Genomic DNA, 16,843 nt, shown 5'->3' with positions numbered 1-16,843 from the left:
TGACAAGGAAACAAGGGATAGGTCATGGCAGCATTTACTAGTGTTACTCAAAACGAACTGCAGCAAATTATTTCACAACTAGAGCAAGCAATTTATAATCATCAACAATGGCACAATTCATTGATTAGAACCTTGATTTGCCGACTGCCTGGAGATAACAACGATTTGCAGCCTGACGCTCATACGCGTTGCCGATTTGGGCAATGGTATTACAGTGGCATCCCAAAAGAAATTCAAGAACATCCTGGAATCATTAATATAGGCGTGTCACACCAACGCATGCATCAATTAACCGCGCAGTTATTACAAAAGGCAAGTATGCCAGAAGGGATAGCCCCTATTGACTACAATCATTTTGCCAATGCCTTGGAGCAGATGCGACTTGAGCTCTCCGCTCTTAAAATGAGTTGGAATATCTGATTCACAGCCGAGATGCGTTGACTGGGGCACTGTCTCGCGTGACGATGCTGTCGACTTTGCGAGAGCAACAAGAAATTATTAAGCGCCAAGGGCAAAGTTGTTGCTTGGTTATGGTGGATTTAGATTACTTTAAAGAGATTAATGATCGGCACGGCCATCAGATGGGAGATCGTGTTTTGGCAACAGCTGTTCGTCTGTTTATTGAGAATCTAAGGGCCTATGATAAAGTTTTTCGTTATGGTGGTGAAGAATTTTTACTGTGTTTGCCATTTACCGATTTGGATATGGGGTTCGCAATGAGTGAACGTCTTCGGAAAGTGCTTGAGGCCATTACCATCGATGATGGCAAGGAGCACTTGATTCAAGTAACTGCCTCTTTTGGTCTGGCGCTGCTTGAGCCTAATAAACCGATAGAGGAGTCTATTGAACATGCAGACAAGGCATTGTATTTGGCTAAGTCCGAAGGACGAAACCGGGTGCGCGTTTGGAAATAGGTAATCCACTGGTTTTATTGAATTACTTAATGGAGAGCGTTAGGTTTAAAAGTTCCTTCCGGGTCACTTAAATCAACTCCATTTGGCATGGTTGCGCGTGGATTTTCAAGATGCAGGGCTTCTTTAATGACCATCGGATACCGTGGGGACATTAATGTATCAATTTATCTTTGGGGTTTTCAATTTAGCTTAATGTGCTTTCCAGATAATGGATAATTATTATCGCTTTTTCTTCACTGAATGGTTTTCTAAAACTACACAAGTGAGGGCTTCCCATTTCATTTTTTATCGGTGGATGTTCGCAGATTAGTGCAATCACTGGAGCTGTAGTAAATGGGTGGTGTTTTTTTATCAATGCAGTCCAATCATAGTCACCTTGTGAATAGTACAAGTAGCTATCAATTAAAAGCATATCATAGCTTTTAGATGTAATTTGCATCAGAGTGTCTTCAATTGAGGGAACGATATCCACGTGTTGTCCAAGCTGCATTAATTGATTTCGGATAATAATGCGAGCAGGAAAAGATGCTTCTGCAACAAGAAAACGAAAAGAATAATTCATTAGTCCTCTGTTCTTTGTTCAAATCCTATTAAAAAGTATAGTGTGTCCAAGGGGATGTTGCGATAATACAAGAAAAACAAGCCGCGTAGCGTCTTTACAAAGCGATTCAATACTTTTTTAGTGGGTCTTCACGCTCAATCTGCTGATTGGTCGATGCAAGACTTGCTAATAAACCTTCAATAAGAAAAGGGAGACATGCCGGCGGATAGTGCAATGAACCCGCCTTCTCCATAACCTGGTTTGCTCTCTTCTGCTGTTATGATGGTATCAATAGGAGCAAATAGTGTTTGATTAATTGCCTCTTCTGTAAAATGAATTTCATGAAGCAATTCAAGAATCTCGGATACTGAATAAAAGTGAGCATATTGAGAAAATGGGTTGTCTTGTTTTGTGGCTTCGTACTGCTGTCCAAGCATCGAATGTTTATCAATCATGCCTATGATAATCTTCCCATTAGGTTTTAAGACTCGTTTTGCTTCGAGAAGTGCTACTAACGGCAAGTCAACATAACATAACGCCGTATTGAATAAGACAAAATCAAATTGCTGTTCCTGGAAAGGCAATGATTCAGCAACCCCTTCGAATACATCAATACCTCTTAATTTAGCGAAATGACTTAATTGAACAGAAGGATCGATGCCTGTTTTTATACCCAATGCGGCAGCAAATCGTCCAGAACCAACGCCCACCTCAAGTCCTTCTCCTGATTGAGGGGTGACTTTCTTTAAGGCTTCAAGTTCCGATTGAAAAACACCTGGATGACTATCAAACCAACCATCATAATCTTCAGCCAATTGGTTAAACATTTTAACTGATTCAATTCCCATATTGACCCAATATTTTATGTTCACTCACGGTGTTGTTGCCCATCAAAAAACGTAAATCGTATGATTTACCTTATGAGCATAGCATTGACAAATAAATACGCAACACCAATATAAAATTTTTTTATTTGGACAGGAGGCAATCGATTGGTTGCTATGAAAAACACAGAACTCTATTTATAAAAAATCATGAAAATTCCGGAGGATATGAATGACCATGCATCACCAGAATCCTGATTAAAGAAAATGTTCTGCAGAATTGTATCGAACGACAACACCAAGTACACTTGGTTTTTAGTCACTTATACAATCAATTGATGAATAAATCGGATTCCTTTTATAACCTGGAAACTCTTGGTGGTATCCTATTATTTATTGCTGCAGTGCTTGCGATAATCGTTGCCAATTCCCCTTATCGTATTGGTTATGAGCATTTTTTGCATATTAATGGCAGTGTTTCTGTTGGGAATCTTTCCATAAAAAAACCGCTAATTCTATGGATCAATGATGGATTAATGGCTGTATATTTCTTATTGATTGGCCTTGAAATTAAACGGGAAATCAATCGGGGAATTTTGAGTAATAAAACCAATCTACTGGCTCCAGCCCTTACGGCATTAAGTGGCTTGCTCTTTCCCGCTTTAATCTTTGCTTTCTTTAATGCTCATAATCCAGTCTATCTAAAAGGATGGGCAATCCCTACCGCTACCGATATTGCATTTACTCTAGGAATCGTCTCTCTTTTAGGCTCACGTGTACCTTTTTCACTCAAAATTTTACTCACTGCCATCGCCATTTTTGATGATATGGCAGCCATTGTTATTATTGCGCTGTTTTATACTGCAAAGTTATCGCTTTTTTCTTTTTCACTGGCATTATTGTTTACCCTGATTTTGATTGGCTTAAATTATTTTAAATGTCGCCGCATTTCAGTATTCATGCTTTTTGGGGTAGCTCTGTGGATCGCCGTATTAAAATCTGGCGTTCATGCAACCCTTGCCGGGATTGTGATTGCCATGACCATCCCTGATGTAGGCAAGGAATCGATGCTGACGCGCCTAGAAGACGGTTTGCATCATTGGGTTGTCTTTTTCATTCTTCCCTTGTTTGCCTTTGCTAATGCAGGGATCACTTTTATAGGGCTTGATTTCTCAATATTTACCCACCCAGTGGTTTTAGGCGTTGGGCTAGGATTGTTTCTTGGAAAACAATTGGGTATTTTCTTATCTTTGGGCTATTTTGTTAAGTTCAAAAAACTTCTTAAGACAGATAAGGTGAATCTTGCTCAAGTTTATGGCATTGCACTTATTTGCGGCGTTGGCTTTACCATGAGTTTGTTTATTGGTTCTTTGGCTTACCAAAACAATGATTCAAGCTTAATGCCCATGGTTAAAATGGGCGTAGTGCTTGGTTCGTTTATATCAGGACTCACTGGATTTTTAATGTTAAAAATGGCCTCAATCAAACGATAACAAAGTATTTTTCTATAGGGACAAACCAATTTAATTAAGGAGAATAATCATGGAGAAAAAGATAGCAATTGTTACTGGTGGTACAGGAGGTATTGGTAGCGCTATTTGTCAACGATTAGCAACAGACTATTCTGTGATTGCCTGCTACTTCAAAAACGGCAATCATGAAGAAGCAATTCAATGGCAAAAAGAGCAACAACAAGCAGGATTTGAAATTGATATACTGTATGCGGATATTGCGCGGTTTAATGATTGTGAACAGCTGGTATCACTGGTTATGGAACGCTACGGTCGTATTGACGTATTGGTTAACAATGCAGGTGTGACTCAGGATTCCAGTTTAAAAAAGATGTCGCCAGAGCAATGGAAAAGTGTAGTGAATGCGAACCTCACCAGTGTATTTAACATGACGCGAAATACACTACCTGCCATGCTTGAGAAAGGGTATGGACGTATTATCTCTATTTCCTCAATTAATGGACGTAAGGGTCAGTTTGGGCAATGCAATTACGCAGCAACCAAGGCCGCATTGTTTGGCTTTACCAAAAGCCTGGCGCTTGAAGTAGCCAGCAAAGGCATTACGGTGAATACTATTTCGCCAGGCTATATTGAAACGCCCATGATTCGCAAAATGCGAGAAGACGTTTTAAATACTATAATTTCAGTCATACCGGTAGGGCGCTTGGGACTTCCGCAAGATGTTGCAGAGGCCGTTGCTTTTTTGGCATCCCCTGCATCGAGTTTTATCACTGGAGCTAATCTGGATGTCAATGGCGGCCAATACATGTAAAAAGCAAGGAGCAATTGCGGTTCAAATACGATTTTGAAACATTGCTCCAGCCCTTTCAAGGAGGAATAAGTAATGCACCGATTTCATAACATTTTATTCGTTAGCCATGGAATTAAGAACGAAACAGAAGCCTTACAGCTGGCGTTAAAATTAGCTTCTAAAAACGAGGCACAGCTTCATATTTTAATTACCTGCCCTCCTTTTCCTGATACGCTTAGTGAGTACAAAACTTCTTATGAAGCATCATTGATTGACAAAATGAACAAAGCCATTCAATTGGCCAAATCAGGGCTTGGGGTATCTAAAAAGAAAATTCCCATCGATATTGAAGTGGATTGTGGCACAACACCTGACATCCGAATCATTCGCCATGTCCTTAAAAATTCACATGATCTTCTCATCAAAGAAGCGGAAACACGAGAAGGTATGAAAGGCTTTAAAGCACTGGACATGGAACTATTGCGCAAATGCCCCTGTGCCTTGTTTCTTTATCGTCCGCTTAAGCACACGCAACAGGATATTCGCATTGCAGTGGCTATTGATCCCAAAGATGAAGAAGCAGAAGCCCTGGACCTTTCGCTTCGCTTATTAGAAGTTGCTCATTCATTAAACGTCCGTTATCAGGGTAAATTAAGTATTATTTCCTGTTGGGAATTTGCGCTGGAAAGTTACTTACGGGATAGTGTGTGGTTAAAAATATCTAAAGAAGAATTAGATAGAATAGTCGCTGAAGAAAAACATGTTCATGGATTGCTCTTGCAAGAGCTCATTAAACGGTCTCAAATTTCTGGAGCATACCAAATTGACCATCTGAAAGGACAACCAGAAGAGGTTATCCCCGCCATCATAACCCATAAAAGAATCGATATTTTGGTGATGGGCACCGTCGCACGCACCGGGATATCTGGATTTATGATTGGCAATACTGCGGAAAACATCTTGCAAGACATTGATTGCTCGTTACTGGCATTAAAACCACAAGGTTTTGTATCCCCAGTAAAAGCCTATTAATCAGGGAAAAGAGGACCATGGTGGAATCAAAAAACAACATCCCAGAGCTCTGCTGGCATGAGCAGTCAGCAGAAGCAATTCTCGCGACATTAAATACTACATCAGAATTCGGTTTAAGCGAGGACGAATCGAAAAACAGATTAAAACGTTATGACCTCAATTGTTTACCGGAACCTCAAAGAAAAAATGTTTATTTTCGCTTCTTGCTCCAGTTTCATAACATCCTCATCTATGTGTTACTAGGGGCTGCTCTGGTGACTTTACTCTTGCAACATTGGATAGATACTGGCGTTATTTTAGCAGTCGTCATCATCAATGCCCTAATCGGTTTTATCCAGGAAGGAAAAGCAGAAAAAGCACTGGACGCGATTCGGAAAATGCTGTCCCCTACGGCTACCGTATTACGGGATGGCGAACGACGGCGTATTGCTGGTGAGGAGCTTGTGCCAGGCGATATTGTTTTGCTGGAAGCAGGAGATAAAGTTCCTGCCGATGTACGCTTAATAAAATCTCATGGACTCACCATCCAGGAGGCCATCTTAACTGGTGAATCCATTCCGGTTGAAAAACACATTCATTCAGTCCCAAGAAATGCCGTATTAGGTGACAGGACTTGTATGGCATTTAGTGGGACCCTGGTAACCAATGGTCAGGGCAAAGGCATTGTGGTGGCCACAGGCTCATCCACTCAAATTGGACATATTAGTGGGCTATTGTCAAAAGTAGAGTCTTTAACCACACCCTTAGTCCTACAAATGGGGCTGTTTGCAAAATGGCTGACTTTGTTCATTTTATTGATTGCGGCACTCCTTCTTGCGTATGGGTATTTTGTTCAACATCACCCGTTTGTTGAATTGTTTATGGTCGTGGTTGGTTTATCGGTTGCGGCTATCCCGGAAGGTCTTCCTGCCGTTCTTTCAATTACCTTAGCTATTGGTGTGCAGGCTATGGCGCGACGACATACCATTGTACGTCGACTACCTGCCATTGAAACCTTAGGCGCGGTATCGGTTATCTGTACGGATAAAACAGGTACCCTCACTCTAAATGAGATGACCGTGTCTTCGGTTATAACCAGCAGCCACCTATTTACTCTCGACAGCACCGGTTACGAGCCGGTCGGTGCCCTGATGTTGAATGAACAAATCATTGATCATAACGAGCACCCTGTACTGAAAAAACTGGCCCATGCAGCAATTCTTTGCAATGACGCCATGCTTCGTGAACATGAAGGATGTTGGTCTGTGGATGGGGACCCTATGGAGGGCGCTTTGTTAACCTTTGCAGGTAAGACGGGACTTGTCCTTAAAGAGGAAAACGAATCCTGGAGGCGTACCGATATCATTCCTTTTGATGCCAAGCATCGCTTCATGGCAACTCTTCACCACGACCATTTCAATCATGCGATGGTCATGGTGAAGGGAGCTCCTGAGCAGATTTTGGGTATGTGTCAAGTTCAACAAACAGACTGGGGTGGAACAGAGCCATTAAATGAGTCTTACTGGAAAGAGCAGATGGAAATGATTGCAGCAAGTGGACAGCGCATCCTCGCTTTTGCTGTCAGAAAAATAAAGCCAGAACATATCGTTTTGGAGTTCGCTGATGTTGAAGGGAATCTCACGTTACTTGGGATGGTTGGACTGATTGATCCGCCCAGACCTGAAGCCATTGCAGCAGTGGCAGAATGCCATACAGCGGGCATTCAAGTAAAAATGATCACAGGCGATCATGCCAGTACAGCGGTTGCTATTGGCCGGCAAATAGGACTTAAAAATTTGGATAAGGTATTAACAGACATTGATTTGGATAACATGGATGACGCCGTACTCAGAAATGCTGTATTGCTAACCGATATTTTTGCCCGAACAAGTCCTGAACATAAACTAAGGCTGGTGATGGCATTGCAATCACATGGAATGACTGTGGCCATGACCGGCGATGGGGTCAATGATGCGCCTGCGTTAAAACGAGCAGATGCAGGAATTGCTATGGGGAGAAAAGGCAGTGAAGTCGCCAAAGAGGCGGCTGAATTTGTACTGGTGGATGATAATTTTGCTTCCATTGTAGCCGCTGTACGTGAAGGCCGTACTGTTTATGATAATCTTAAAAAAGTGATTAGCTGGACTTTACCCACCAATGCGGGTGAGTCAATGACGATTATCCTGGCTCTGCTGTTAGGTCTAAGCTTGCCGGTAACGCCGATTCAAATTTTATGGATCAACCTGATTACCGCAGTGACTCTTGGCATTGCCCTGGCCTTTGAGCCGACCGAAGAAGGGACCATGCAAAGACCACCACGCCCTCGAAACGAGCCTTTACTGACCGGCAGCTTGGTATGGCATATGCTTCTGGTTTCTATTCTCTTTATTTGTGGCGTCTTTGGACTCTATTTTTATGCGCTCGATCGCGGTTACTCGCTTGAGTTGGCACGCACAATCGCATTAAACACACTGGTTGTTCTTGAGATTTTTCATTTGTTTTATATTCGCAATATTTATGGAACATCACTCACATGGAACGCAGTACAAGGGACCAAAGTGGTTTGGATGGCGGTCATTGTGATTACTGTGGCACAGTTTGCAATCACCTATTTCGCTCCTTTACAAACCATATTTGTTACTGAAAGTATCCCCTTTGGGGATGGCGTACTCGTCGTTCTAACCGGCGCACTGTTTTTTGCTGTGCTTGAAATTGAAAAGCAACTGCGGTTAAAGCTGATTGCTGTTCGCAAGAGTTAGACTTAAAGAAAATCCATATGACTCATTTGCTTTTCTACAATATTTAATACATTAATAGTTGCTTTGATGTATTGACCATCGAGAAATGTTTTGTGTGCTTTATTAAAATCTGCAACAAACTCTCTTCCAAGACTTTTACATTCATCAAAGTTTGTTCGATTCATTGTCGCAGTTATTGTGCTATTAAAATCTTCTACATTATGACTAATGTATTTTTTGGTTAATTCTGCACATGCCGTGGAAATGTGAATAAAAATGAGTAAAGAAATAGTTAATATTCTGTCCATAGTGATCGTTATATACCCGAGTCATAACAGGGCGTGAATTATATACGAAGATGAACTGAATTCAGAGTATATTAAAGATTAAATATCCTTTACAGCGCATTCAACGGACTTTAGTAAAGCATGTTTCAATTCATTGGCGCAGATTGGGTTAATTTGTAGATGGCGGTAATAAATCATAGGTGACGTGGTCAAATCTATGAAACTACGTCATTTTTTATACATAATTTGCTTTAAAAAAGAGGATATTGAATGTCTACGGTGCCTATTTCGTTAATTAAATTATAATAGTTTTCATTTGTAGAGTATGTTAGCGTCAAGAAAGATGTATCTTGTTTGTGGTCTAAGCTAATTGTGGTATGTTCAAATCCTCCTGGAAATACAATTGAAGGTGTGTCTTTTTTTGTAAGTTTAGTATCGATTTCAAATCCAAGAAAAAGATAATAATTTTCATTTCCTTTTATAAAGGCATTTTCTATCATGACTCCCTTCAAGTCGGTGTCATTGTTTCTTTTAAAAAACATAACTGGTTCGCCTTTGGAATTGTATTCTCTTAAGTGTTGTTTTAAATAAGTATCATTGTACCAATATGCCGTAAACTTTAAATTTAAAAATTCAGGTATTTGGATGTCATAGAAAGTTTTTTTATCATTTGCATTGTGTGTGTCGATTGGTTTTTCTTAACTACGTGGGTATCAAGTACAGACTTATTATTTTAATCTAACAGAAGAATTAATTTTGGGAAAAATAGATGGTTTGGATTACATCTTAAGCAAATCAGCAACCCGCAATTCCTGCAAGTGGGGTTCGCCTATTGCCTCATAAGTGAATGTTACCGAAGGGTCTTTCGAATATCTAATTTTGAATATCTCATTTTATTAATATATTTTAAAATGGGCTATAATTGATTATTCGAAAGTTAAATTGAAATGACATTAGTATAATGAAAATTCAATCTTTTCAATACATCCAAAATCTGGGATGGAGCATTCAGAAATTTCCTGAACTGGACTCCGAAAGTACATTCGTTTTAGTTTTTGCCAGTCCAAACTTTAGAAATAATGCAAAACCAATTGAACAATTAGCCCAAGCTTATAAAAAATCAAAAATCATAGGTTGTTCCACCGCAGGGGAAATTTTGGGGCCTAATATTTTTGATAACAGTATTTCCGTTGCTGTGGTTCAATTTGAATCCACAAAACTACAGCTCGCAAAGGCTGAAGTAAAAAGAACTGAAGATTCTTACGAGGCCGGTGCCCAATTGGCAAAATTATTGCATCAACATCAGAAACCCAAGGGTATTTTTATTTTGTCTGACGGCTTACATGTTAATGGTTCCGAATTAATCAAGGGCTTAAACAAACACTCAGCTAAAGAAGTCATTATTACTGGAGGACTTGCTGGTGACGGTGCTGATTTTAAAAATACCTGGCTTATCTATGAAGGACAAATCGTTGACCACTGCATTGCAGCCATAGGGTTTTATGGCGAGCAAATCCACATAGGATATGGGTCGCAAGGCGGTTGGGATATTTTTGGTCCAGAAAGATTCATTACCCACTCTAAAGGAAATATTCTTTATGAATTAGACCATCAACCGGCATTAAAACTCTATAAAGCTTATCTTGGTGAGAGGGCTTCTGAATTACCGGCTTCTGGTTTGCTTTACCCACTTGCTATCCGTAATTATTTTGATCCAGATTCTCAGTATATTGTACGCACTATTTTGGGTATTGATGAAAACAGCCAATCCTTAGTTTTTGCTGGAGACGTACCTCAAGGATACCATGCTCGATTAATGCGTGCCAATTTTGATAGACTCATTGAAAGTGCGAATGATGCAAGTGAAAGCGCTAATAATCTTCTTTTTGAAAATAGGGACTTAAAAGAAGAGCCCGTTTTGGCAATTGATATTAGTTGTGTTGGCAGAAGACTACTATTAGGTGAGCGCACTGAGGAAGAAACAGAAACTACATTGCAATCAATGCCCAAGGGATCAACTCAAATTGGCTTTTACTCTTATGGTGAATTGTCACCATTGACCGTTGGCAATTGTGAATTACATAACCAAACAATGACCATTACTCTTTTATTAGAGAACCATAGGTAATGGACTATAAAAATATGTATCCAATTCCGCTTTTCAAAGCCATTTTGTTTGCTCACAATCAACGAAAGAGAAATGAGCCGCCTCACTCGCTGACAATAGAGGTAGCTGGCGAATTATTTTGTTTCAACAATAATACAAAAGGTAACATAATCAGAAAACTCCACATGATAAACGCGAATGTATTGATATAAGAGAGCATTAGCGATTGTTTACCTAGCTCATTCAATAATAAGGCAGCGGCTTGTGGATCCGTGGCTTTAAGATGCCAGGGGCGTAGGTATTCCATTAATGCTGGATTGTAGGGTTGAATTGAGCCTGCGATTTGATTCCAGGCCATTTGAGTGTGGCGACTTAAGAAGGTGATAGTAATGGAAATCCCTACAGAAGAGCCTATGGTACGTAATAGGCTGTACAGTCCAGCCGCTTCGGCACGAGAAGAAACCGGTAAGGTTGAAAATGCTACAGAGGATAATGGAACGAAAATCAAGCCCAATCCAAATCCTTGGAGTATTAATGGCCAAATGAGCCAGGCTAGACTAACCTCTTGGGAGTAATGAGTCGTGATATAAATCCCGGAAGCACTGAGTAACACTCCTATCGAAATTAACCAGCGAGGTTGAACTTGATTAATTAATTTACCAACAATCATCATGCTGAACATACTGGCAATCCCGCGGGGCGCCATGATTAATCCTGCGATTAAAACGGGATAATTCAGTAAACCTTGTAGCATTTGGGGTTGGATAACCATTGTTCCATACATACCCAATCCCAAGATGGCCAGTAATAGACTGGAAAGAACAAAATTACGATCTTGAAAAATAGAAAGGTCAAAGAGGGCATTGGATTTGTTTTTGATGCTGTACGCTATGAATCCACATAAACTGATGAGACCTAAAAATGTGGCAGTGCGAATATCCAAGGCGGCAAACCAATCCATTTGATTGCCGCGATCAAGAACATATTGAATGGAGCCTACTGCCAACGCAATGAGTATCATGCCAATCCAATCCATCTTGCGTTCCTTTTTAAGAGTATCCGGAACAAAATGGAATACCATCAGTGTTGCCGCAATCCCAAATGGAATATTGACATAAAATGTCCATCGCCAACTGGCAATGTCAGTAAGATACCCACCCAGCGACGGACCTAAGATAGGGCCTACCATGACGCCCATACCCCAAATGGCCATGGCTTTACCGCGTTCATTATCTGGAAAAATGTCAGTCAAAATGGCTTGGGATAAAGGAACCAACCCAGCACCAAAAATGCCTTGAAGCAATCTAAATACCACCATTTGTACGATAGAGGTTGCTGCACCACACAAAGCGGAGGTAAGGGTAAACCCTATAATTGATAAAAGAAGGTAGGCTTTTCGGCCAAACCTATCTGTAAAATAACCGGTTAAAGGCATGAAAATGGCAGAAGCTACTAAATAACTGGTTAAGGTCCAGGTTATTTCATCGGGGCTTGCGCCTAATGAACCCTGCATATGAGGCAGTGCGACATTAACTATGGTCGTGTCCAATACTTGCATCAGGGTAGCTGCCATGATGGCTACGGTAATTATCCAGCGTTGTGAGGCGGATAAAGAGTCCGAAGGATTATTCATGAGGTTTTACTCACTTGCTTGGACTGTAAATCGATGGATACCTTGGCTGAAGTGCCCAGGCGCAAAGGATATTGGGAGTCCGGTTTGATGATTTGCACGCGGACAGGGACGCGTTGTGTTACTTTGACCCAGTTTCCAGTGGCATTTTGTGGTGGCATTAATGAAAACGCCGTGCCGCTTCCACCGCTAATGCTGTTGACCACCCCAATGAATTGTTTATGGGGATACATGTCGATTTTAATGGTTGCTCGTTGATTTGGTTGGATGTGTTCCAGTTCTGTTTCTTTAAAATTAGCATCCACCCAAAAGGTGGTGTCATCAATCATCGCAAACAGGGGCTGGTTTTCTGAAACGACATTGCCCACCCTGAGAGACAGGTTGCTCACCCAACCACTTGTTGGAGCGAGCACACGGGCATAGGATAGTCTCAATTTGGCTTCTTTGAGTTTGGCTTCTGAAAGTCTCAAAGCTGCTTTGGCGCTTTTAAGTTTTGCTTTAACATCATCTCCGGCTTGACGAGACATCACTTCGCTTTTGACTAACTCTCGGGTTCGAATGGAAGTGGCTTCGGCATGTTGCAGATTGGTCTTATCAATGAGATATTGGGCCTCAGCTTGTTCCACTGCGACTTCAAAAGGCGTGCGGTCTAACTCAAACAGCAGTTGCCCTTTTTCAACAAATTGATTGTTCTCCACATAGAGGTGTTTTACCGGGCCGGTTACTCGGGATGCAATTTGGACTACATTTCCATTAATATAGGCATCTTCTGTACTGACATACCGTTGAGCAAGAGTCCAGAAATAAATGCTGGCTAAGGTGATTAATGTGAGACTTAAGACGATTAGAAAACGTTTCCATGAATGCGTTTTATTGCGCCACTTGTGCAGGATTGATTTCTTCAGAAGGGTTGGGTTATTCATAAGATTCCTCGGCGGTTTTCTTAATTTTTTGTAGTGTGGCAATACATGCTTCTAATTCTGCTTCAGATAAAGGAGCAAGTAATTCCTTAGAAAGTTCCTCTGCGGTATTTTGTATCTGGTCAAGAGTCAATGTGGCTTTTTCAGTAAGGCAGATGACTTTGACGCGGCGATCGTAGTCTGCATCTTGTCGAATCACCCATCCTTCTTTAGTGAGGCGATCGATTAAACCGACAATAGTCGGCGCCTCAATGCCTAGCTTTTTAGCAAGTTGGATTTGTGTCAATGGGTATTTCGTCATGGAGAGAAGGAGCAATGCCCGCCATTTTGCCTGGCTAAGGCCTAATGGTTTTAAGCGTTTATCAAGTAAATTTCGCCAAGTGGCTGCGGTTTCATATAATACCATAGGGAACGCGTTCATATTGTATAGCCCGTTGTTAACTAATGATTTGTAACTCATTTCATTTAATTCTAAAATTTTCTCTGACTTAGTTAAAAAAGGAAAAAGTATTTCAATTCATTCACAGAGCGAATGACCCCCATTTTTTGCACATTCCTTATTTTTGCTAGTTCATTAATCCACCTCATTGATTCCTAATAAACAAGGTGCACGAGGTTTAAGGATAGAGCCCTCCACCTAAAGCAAGATACAGTTGAATGGTGTCTTGATACCTTTGTGCTTGAGCATTGACATAGCCCAAACGCGATTGAGCATACAATCGTTCCGCATCAAGCACTTCTAAAACGCCAACCACGCCTGCAGTAAAGCTCAATCTGGCCACACGTAGAGACTCTTTGGCGGTCAGCACCGCTTTTTTCTGTAATGCAAGTTCCTCTGCATCGTGTTTTAAGGCATACAACAGGTCGCTCACTTGATAAAATGCTTTAAGTACTATGTGTTGGTATTGAGCCAAAACCGATTGGTAGGCATGGATGGAGGCTCGGCGTTGTGCACGCAATGTCCCTCCAGAAAAAACAGGAGTTGTTAAATTACTCAAAAGACTCCATGCATTAGGAGAAATACTTGATAGAGCGCTGGGAATTACTCCCTCCTGTAAGAGTGTGGCAGAAAGGGTGATGTTGGGATAAAGACGTGCCGTAGCGATTCCAACATCCGCACTGGCTGCATGCAAACTCGCTTCCGCAGCGAGGATATCCGGCCTTTTATGAGCAAGCGTTGATGGCAGTTCTAATGGCAGTTTTTTAGGCAAAGTAAAGTCTTTTAACTGAAAAACTAAATCCTTCTGTGAACGCGGTGGCAGTGTACCTAAAAGAACATTGAGTGTGTTTTGTGCAACACGAAGTTGTTGATAGAGAGAGGGCAATAAAGTTTCATCATTGGTTAACTGGCTTTGCGCGCTTAAAACATCACTTCGAGAAGACGAACCCACACTAAAGGATTTTTGAATCAGCTGTAGATTTTTCTTGTCATCCTGGATAATGTCCTTAAGTACATCGATGCGTGCTTTTATTGTCGCAAGGGTTAAAGACGTTGTGGCGATGTTACCGGTTAATGTCAAAAATGCGGCATCCAGCTCATGTTGTTGATATAAAGCTAATGCCTTTTGCTTTTCAATGGTGCGACGTGTTCCACCAAAGACATCGAGCGTATAAGAAGCATTAGGACCTATTTGATAATAGGAAAAGGGTTCAATTCGGAGATTAACGGGTCCAAATGTGGCAGGACCATATTGTTGCCTTCCGACGGTCGCATTGAGCCCGGCTTGAGGCCATAACTGGCCTTGGGAGGCCGCAACCAACTCTTTGGCTTGTGCCAAGGATTCTCGCATGGCCGCCAGAGAATAATTATGCTGGATGCCTTGCTCCATCAGGTGATTGAGCGCTGGGGAATGAAATTCTTTCCACCAGGTTCGTGACGTTTTATTCTTCAGTGCTACGTGTTGATTGCCCAATTGATATGTTGATTTAGAGGTGTAGGCTTGGTTTCTTAATGGTGAGGGTCTTACAAAATCAGGCCCAACAGTGCATGAGCATAAAGCCATTGCCCCTGTTAACCCAATCAACTTGTGGTAAGCGGATTTCATATGCTTCTCCATTTCAATCTGGAGGACACAGGGTGGATAGGGATTCTCTTACAATCAAGGGATGTTGCCCCAGCAGGTTTTAAGTACGATTTATTCATGACCTGCCCTACTCTGAGTCGCTTAATTGACGTCTCAAAGAGGGTAGGATGCTGCGTAAGGAGCAATGGATTTTTTACCCTTAAGAAGGGGAATAGCCAGGCTCGATGGGCCTGACCAAAATTCAACTGTTTTGAGATTGTATCGAGCAAATAGAGCCAACCAAGGCTAATTTCATGCACTAACAGAGTGAAGCGCCTCATTTCCAAAAACCAATTAACAAACTAATAATTAGCATGCTAACATAAATTAAAATCAAGCGATAGAGGATAAGCGCTTAAAATATTATCTCAATTAGTGAATTAGAGCGGATGGCTTCTTCTTTCTCCGCAAAGCTTTATTTATTTGGATTAAGTAAGCTATGATGCAAGGTGGCTGCGATTAGAGAATTTATTCACAAGTTGCAGTGATAGAACAAGAATTAACTCTTTATTTTCTCGAAAAGGCAACACCTAATTCCATTGCTGGAGCAACAAATTGAATATTTTTCTGGCCATAGGGCTCTTTATCATAGGACTTCTATTGGTGATTTGTTTTGCTGAGAAACTGGTGAAAGGAGCCGTGGGAACTTCGGCCAGTTTTGGAGTTTCTACTTTTTTCATCAGCGTTGTTTTTATTGGTTTCGACCCAGAAAACTTAGCCATTGGAGCCGTCGGTGCGTTTAACGAAATGGCAGGCATTGCCTTAGGTTCAATCATCGGTGCCACCATAGTCGCGATTGCACTAGCCTTTGGCATCACCGCATTAATTGCACCGATGACATTTAAGCAAACACCAAAACGTATTCTTATTTTACCTAACCTAGCTATTCTTCTATGGGGGCTATTCGCATTAGATGGGGAACTTTCGAGAATCGATGGCTTGATTTTATTTGTAAGCTTTATCCTTTCAGTCTTTTACCTCTTATGGCTCCATAAAAAAGGGTATGACATCAAGCCATCTCATGAACTTTCTGAAACCATAGACTCGGTCAAAAAAGAAGAACGGTGGAAATCTTTAGGATTACTTCTCTTCTCTCTAGTAGCCATTCTTGTGGGGAGTGAGCTCATCGTTATGGCATCTAAAACCATGATTCGATATTTTGGACTTTCCGGCACCTTTTTCGGAATGATTATTCTTGCTTTTTTAGTCAGTATTGAGGAAATAGCCAGGGAATTGCCTGCAGCACTTAAAGGAAGAGCGGAAATTAGTTTTGGTAATGTGGTCGGTTCAATTTTTGCATTTTTTTTATTTAATGCAGGTATTATTGCCATGATAAAACCCGTGAAGGTCAATCAGCAAACATTAATTTTCTATCTGCCTTTTTGCTTGTTCACCATGGTCATAATCTCTCTTTTTATGTTAACACAGCGGATATCACGATGGATGGGCGGCGTCTTGGTTTTTTTATATCTCATCTTCGCTGTAGGAGGATATTTTCTTTTTTAAATTTCTACTTGATTATTAATCAATGTTATTTGTCATGGGT

At 41.0% G+C, this 16,843-nt stretch carries 17 protein-coding genes; 8 read left to right on the top strand and 9 right to left on the bottom strand.

All coding sequences use genetic code 11. From position 1 onward, the window contains the following. Positions 1–24: 24 nt before the first annotated feature. Positions 25–420, top strand: coding sequence for a CZB domain-containing protein (locus tag KYQ_RS17725; protein ID WP_014845089.1), 396 nt, complete (start codon positions 25–27; stop codon positions 418–420). Positions 421–464: 44 nt separating this feature from the next. Then, a complete protein-coding gene (locus KYQ_RS17720; protein ID WP_019350453.1) occupies positions 465–914 on the top strand; it encodes a GGDEF domain-containing protein in 450 nt (149 codons plus the stop codon). Positions 915–940: 26 nt separating this feature from the next. Here KYQ_RS17720 and KYQ_RS19640 read toward each other — a convergent pair whose 3' ends face one another. The 3 genes from KYQ_RS19640 to KYQ_RS17705 form a co-directional block, all read right to left on the bottom strand. Beyond that, positions 941–1,066: a hypothetical protein gene (locus tag KYQ_RS19640; RefSeq protein WP_019350452.1), complete on the bottom strand. Its 126-nt coding sequence runs from the start codon at positions 1,064–1,066 to the stop codon at positions 941–943. Positions 1,067–1,098: 32 nt separating this feature from the next. After that, complete coding sequence (locus tag KYQ_RS17710; protein ID WP_014845091.1) at positions 1,099–1,476, bottom strand: response regulator; 378 nt, start codon at positions 1,474–1,476, stop codon at positions 1,099–1,101. 176 nt (positions 1,477–1,652) lie between these two features. Beyond that, positions 1,653–2,303, bottom strand: coding sequence for a class I SAM-dependent methyltransferase (locus KYQ_RS17705; protein WP_014845092.1), 651 nt, complete (start codon positions 2,301–2,303; stop codon positions 1,653–1,655). A gap of 314 nt (positions 2,304–2,617) precedes the next feature. On the opposite strand from KYQ_RS17705, the gene nhaA reads away from it, so the two are divergent. From nhaA to KYQ_RS17685, 4 genes are all read left to right on the top strand, one after another. Then, positions 2,618–3,772 (top strand): Na+/H+ antiporter NhaA, encoded by a 1,155-nt coding sequence (gene nhaA / locus KYQ_RS17700; protein ID WP_014845093.1) that lies wholly within the window; start codon positions 2,618–2,620, stop codon positions 3,770–3,772. A gap of 49 nt (positions 3,773–3,821) precedes the next feature. Next, entirely contained in the window at positions 3,822–4,562 is a 741-nt protein-coding gene (gene phbB / locus KYQ_RS17695; protein ID WP_014845094.1) for an acetoacetyl-CoA reductase, read from the top strand. A 72-nt stretch (positions 4,563–4,634) separates the two neighbouring features. Continuing rightward, positions 4,635–5,573, top strand: coding sequence for a universal stress protein (locus tag KYQ_RS17690; RefSeq protein ID WP_019350451.1), 939 nt, complete (start codon positions 4,635–4,637; stop codon positions 5,571–5,573). 17 nt (positions 5,574–5,590) lie between these two features. After that, positions 5,591–8,311 carry a cation-transporting P-type ATPase gene (locus KYQ_RS17685; protein WP_014845097.1) on the top strand — a complete coding sequence of 907 codons (2,721 nt, stop codon included), beginning with the start codon at positions 5,591–5,593 and terminating at the stop codon, positions 8,309–8,311. A gap of 2 nt (positions 8,312–8,313) precedes the next feature. Here the strand turns inward: KYQ_RS17685 and KYQ_RS17680 are convergent, their stop codons facing one another. Then, positions 8,314–8,598 (bottom strand): hypothetical protein, encoded by a 285-nt coding sequence (locus tag KYQ_RS17680; protein ID WP_014845098.1) that lies wholly within the window; start codon positions 8,596–8,598, stop codon positions 8,314–8,316. 230 nt (positions 8,599–8,828) lie between these two features. After that, positions 8,829–9,119, bottom strand: a complete 291-nt coding sequence (locus KYQ_RS17675) for a hypothetical protein (RefSeq protein ID WP_014845099.1) — start codon at positions 9,117–9,119, stop codon at positions 8,829–8,831. Between the two features lie 419 nt (positions 9,120–9,538). Here KYQ_RS17675 and KYQ_RS17670 point away from each other — a divergent pair, with 419 nt between their 5' ends. Beyond that, entirely contained in the window at positions 9,539–10,705 is a 1,167-nt protein-coding gene (locus KYQ_RS17670) for an FIST signal transduction protein (protein WP_014845100.1), read from the top strand. An 82-nt stretch (positions 10,706–10,787) separates the two neighbouring features. Here KYQ_RS17670 and KYQ_RS17665 read toward each other — a convergent pair whose 3' ends face one another. The 4 genes from KYQ_RS17665 to KYQ_RS17650 all read right to left on the bottom strand — a co-directional run bounded on the left by KYQ_RS17665 (position 10,788) and on the right by KYQ_RS17650 (position 15,279). Then, on the bottom strand, positions 10,788–12,317 hold the full coding sequence (locus KYQ_RS17665) for a DHA2 family efflux MFS transporter permease subunit (RefSeq protein ID WP_014845101.1): 1,530 nt from the start codon (positions 12,315–12,317) through the stop codon (positions 10,788–10,790). Then, positions 12,314–13,237 carry an HlyD family secretion protein gene (locus KYQ_RS17660; RefSeq protein ID WP_014845102.1) on the bottom strand — a complete coding sequence of 308 codons (924 nt, stop codon included), beginning with the start codon at positions 13,235–13,237 and terminating at the stop codon, positions 12,314–12,316. The genes KYQ_RS17665 and KYQ_RS17660 overlap by 4 nt, the downstream gene beginning before the upstream one ends. After that, the gene (locus tag KYQ_RS17655) at positions 13,230–13,640 is read right to left on the bottom strand and encodes a MarR family winged helix-turn-helix transcriptional regulator (protein WP_231294697.1); all 411 of its coding nucleotides are present in this window, start codon (positions 13,638–13,640) and stop codon (positions 13,230–13,232) included. Before KYQ_RS17655 ends, KYQ_RS17660 begins: the two co-directional genes overlap by 8 nt. Positions 13,641–13,851: 211 nt before the next feature. Then, complete coding sequence (locus KYQ_RS17650; protein WP_014845104.1) at positions 13,852–15,279, bottom strand: efflux transporter outer membrane subunit; 1,428 nt, start codon at positions 15,277–15,279, stop codon at positions 13,852–13,854. A 573-nt stretch (positions 15,280–15,852) separates the two neighbouring features. Between KYQ_RS17650 and KYQ_RS17640 the strand changes: the two genes are divergently transcribed. After that, positions 15,853–16,803 carry a sodium:calcium antiporter gene (locus KYQ_RS17640; RefSeq protein ID WP_019350449.1) on the top strand — a complete coding sequence of 317 codons (951 nt, stop codon included), beginning with the start codon at positions 15,853–15,855 and terminating at the stop codon, positions 16,801–16,803. The last annotated feature ends 40 nt before the right edge of the window (positions 16,804–16,843 follow it).

Origin of the sequence: Fluoribacter dumoffii NY 23, assembly GCF_000236165.1 — a bacterium.
GTDB classification, from domain to species: Bacteria; Pseudomonadota; Gammaproteobacteria; order Legionellales; family Legionellaceae; genus Legionella; species Legionella dumoffii.
This window is presented reverse-complemented; position numbering and strand designations above follow the sequence as displayed.

Coding starts and splice junctions, on each gene's coding strand:
- KYQ_RS17675 (WP_014845099.1), bottom strand. CDS start 9,119: ATGTTTTTTAAAAGAAACAATGACACCGACTTGAAGGGAGTCATGATA.
- KYQ_RS17660 (WP_014845102.1), bottom strand. CDS start 13,237: ATGAATAACCCAACCCTTCTGAAGAAATCAATCCTGCACAAGTGGCGC.
- KYQ_RS17665 (WP_014845101.1), bottom strand. CDS start 12,317: ATGAATAATCCTTCGGACTCTTTATCCGCCTCACAACGCTGGATAATT.
- KYQ_RS17690 (WP_019350451.1), top strand. CDS start 4,635: ATGCACCGATTTCATAACATTTTATTCGTTAGCCATGGAATTAAGAAC.
- KYQ_RS19640 (WP_019350452.1), bottom strand. CDS start 1,066: ATGTCCCCACGGTATCCGATGGTCATTAAAGAAGCCCTGCATCTTGAA.
- KYQ_RS17725 (WP_014845089.1), top strand. CDS start 25: ATGGCAGCATTTACTAGTGTTACTCAAAACGAACTGCAGCAAATTATT.
- KYQ_RS17670 (WP_014845100.1), top strand. CDS start 9,539: ATGAAAATTCAATCTTTTCAATACATCCAAAATCTGGGATGGAGCATT.
- KYQ_RS17710 (WP_014845091.1), bottom strand. CDS start 1,476: ATGAATTATTCTTTTCGTTTTCTTGTTGCAGAAGCATCTTTTCCTGCT.
- phbB (WP_014845094.1), top strand. CDS start 3,822: ATGGAGAAAAAGATAGCAATTGTTACTGGTGGTACAGGAGGTATTGGT.
- nhaA (WP_014845093.1), top strand. CDS start 2,618: ATGAATAAATCGGATTCCTTTTATAACCTGGAAACTCTTGGTGGTATC.
- KYQ_RS17685 (WP_014845097.1), top strand. CDS start 5,591: ATGGTGGAATCAAAAAACAACATCCCAGAGCTCTGCTGGCATGAGCAG.
- KYQ_RS17705 (WP_014845092.1), bottom strand. CDS start 2,303: ATGGGAATTGAATCAGTTAAAATGTTTAACCAATTGGCTGAAGATTAT.
- KYQ_RS17720 (WP_019350453.1), top strand. CDS start 465: ATGCTGTCGACTTTGCGAGAGCAACAAGAAATTATTAAGCGCCAAGGG.
- KYQ_RS17655 (WP_231294697.1), bottom strand. CDS start 13,640: ATGGTATTATATGAAACCGCAGCCACTTGGCGAAATTTACTTGATAAA.
- KYQ_RS17680 (WP_014845098.1), bottom strand. CDS start 8,598: ATGGACAGAATATTAACTATTTCTTTACTCATTTTTATTCACATTTCC.
- KYQ_RS17650 (WP_014845104.1), bottom strand. CDS start 15,279: ATGAAATCCGCTTACCACAAGTTGATTGGGTTAACAGGGGCAATGGCT.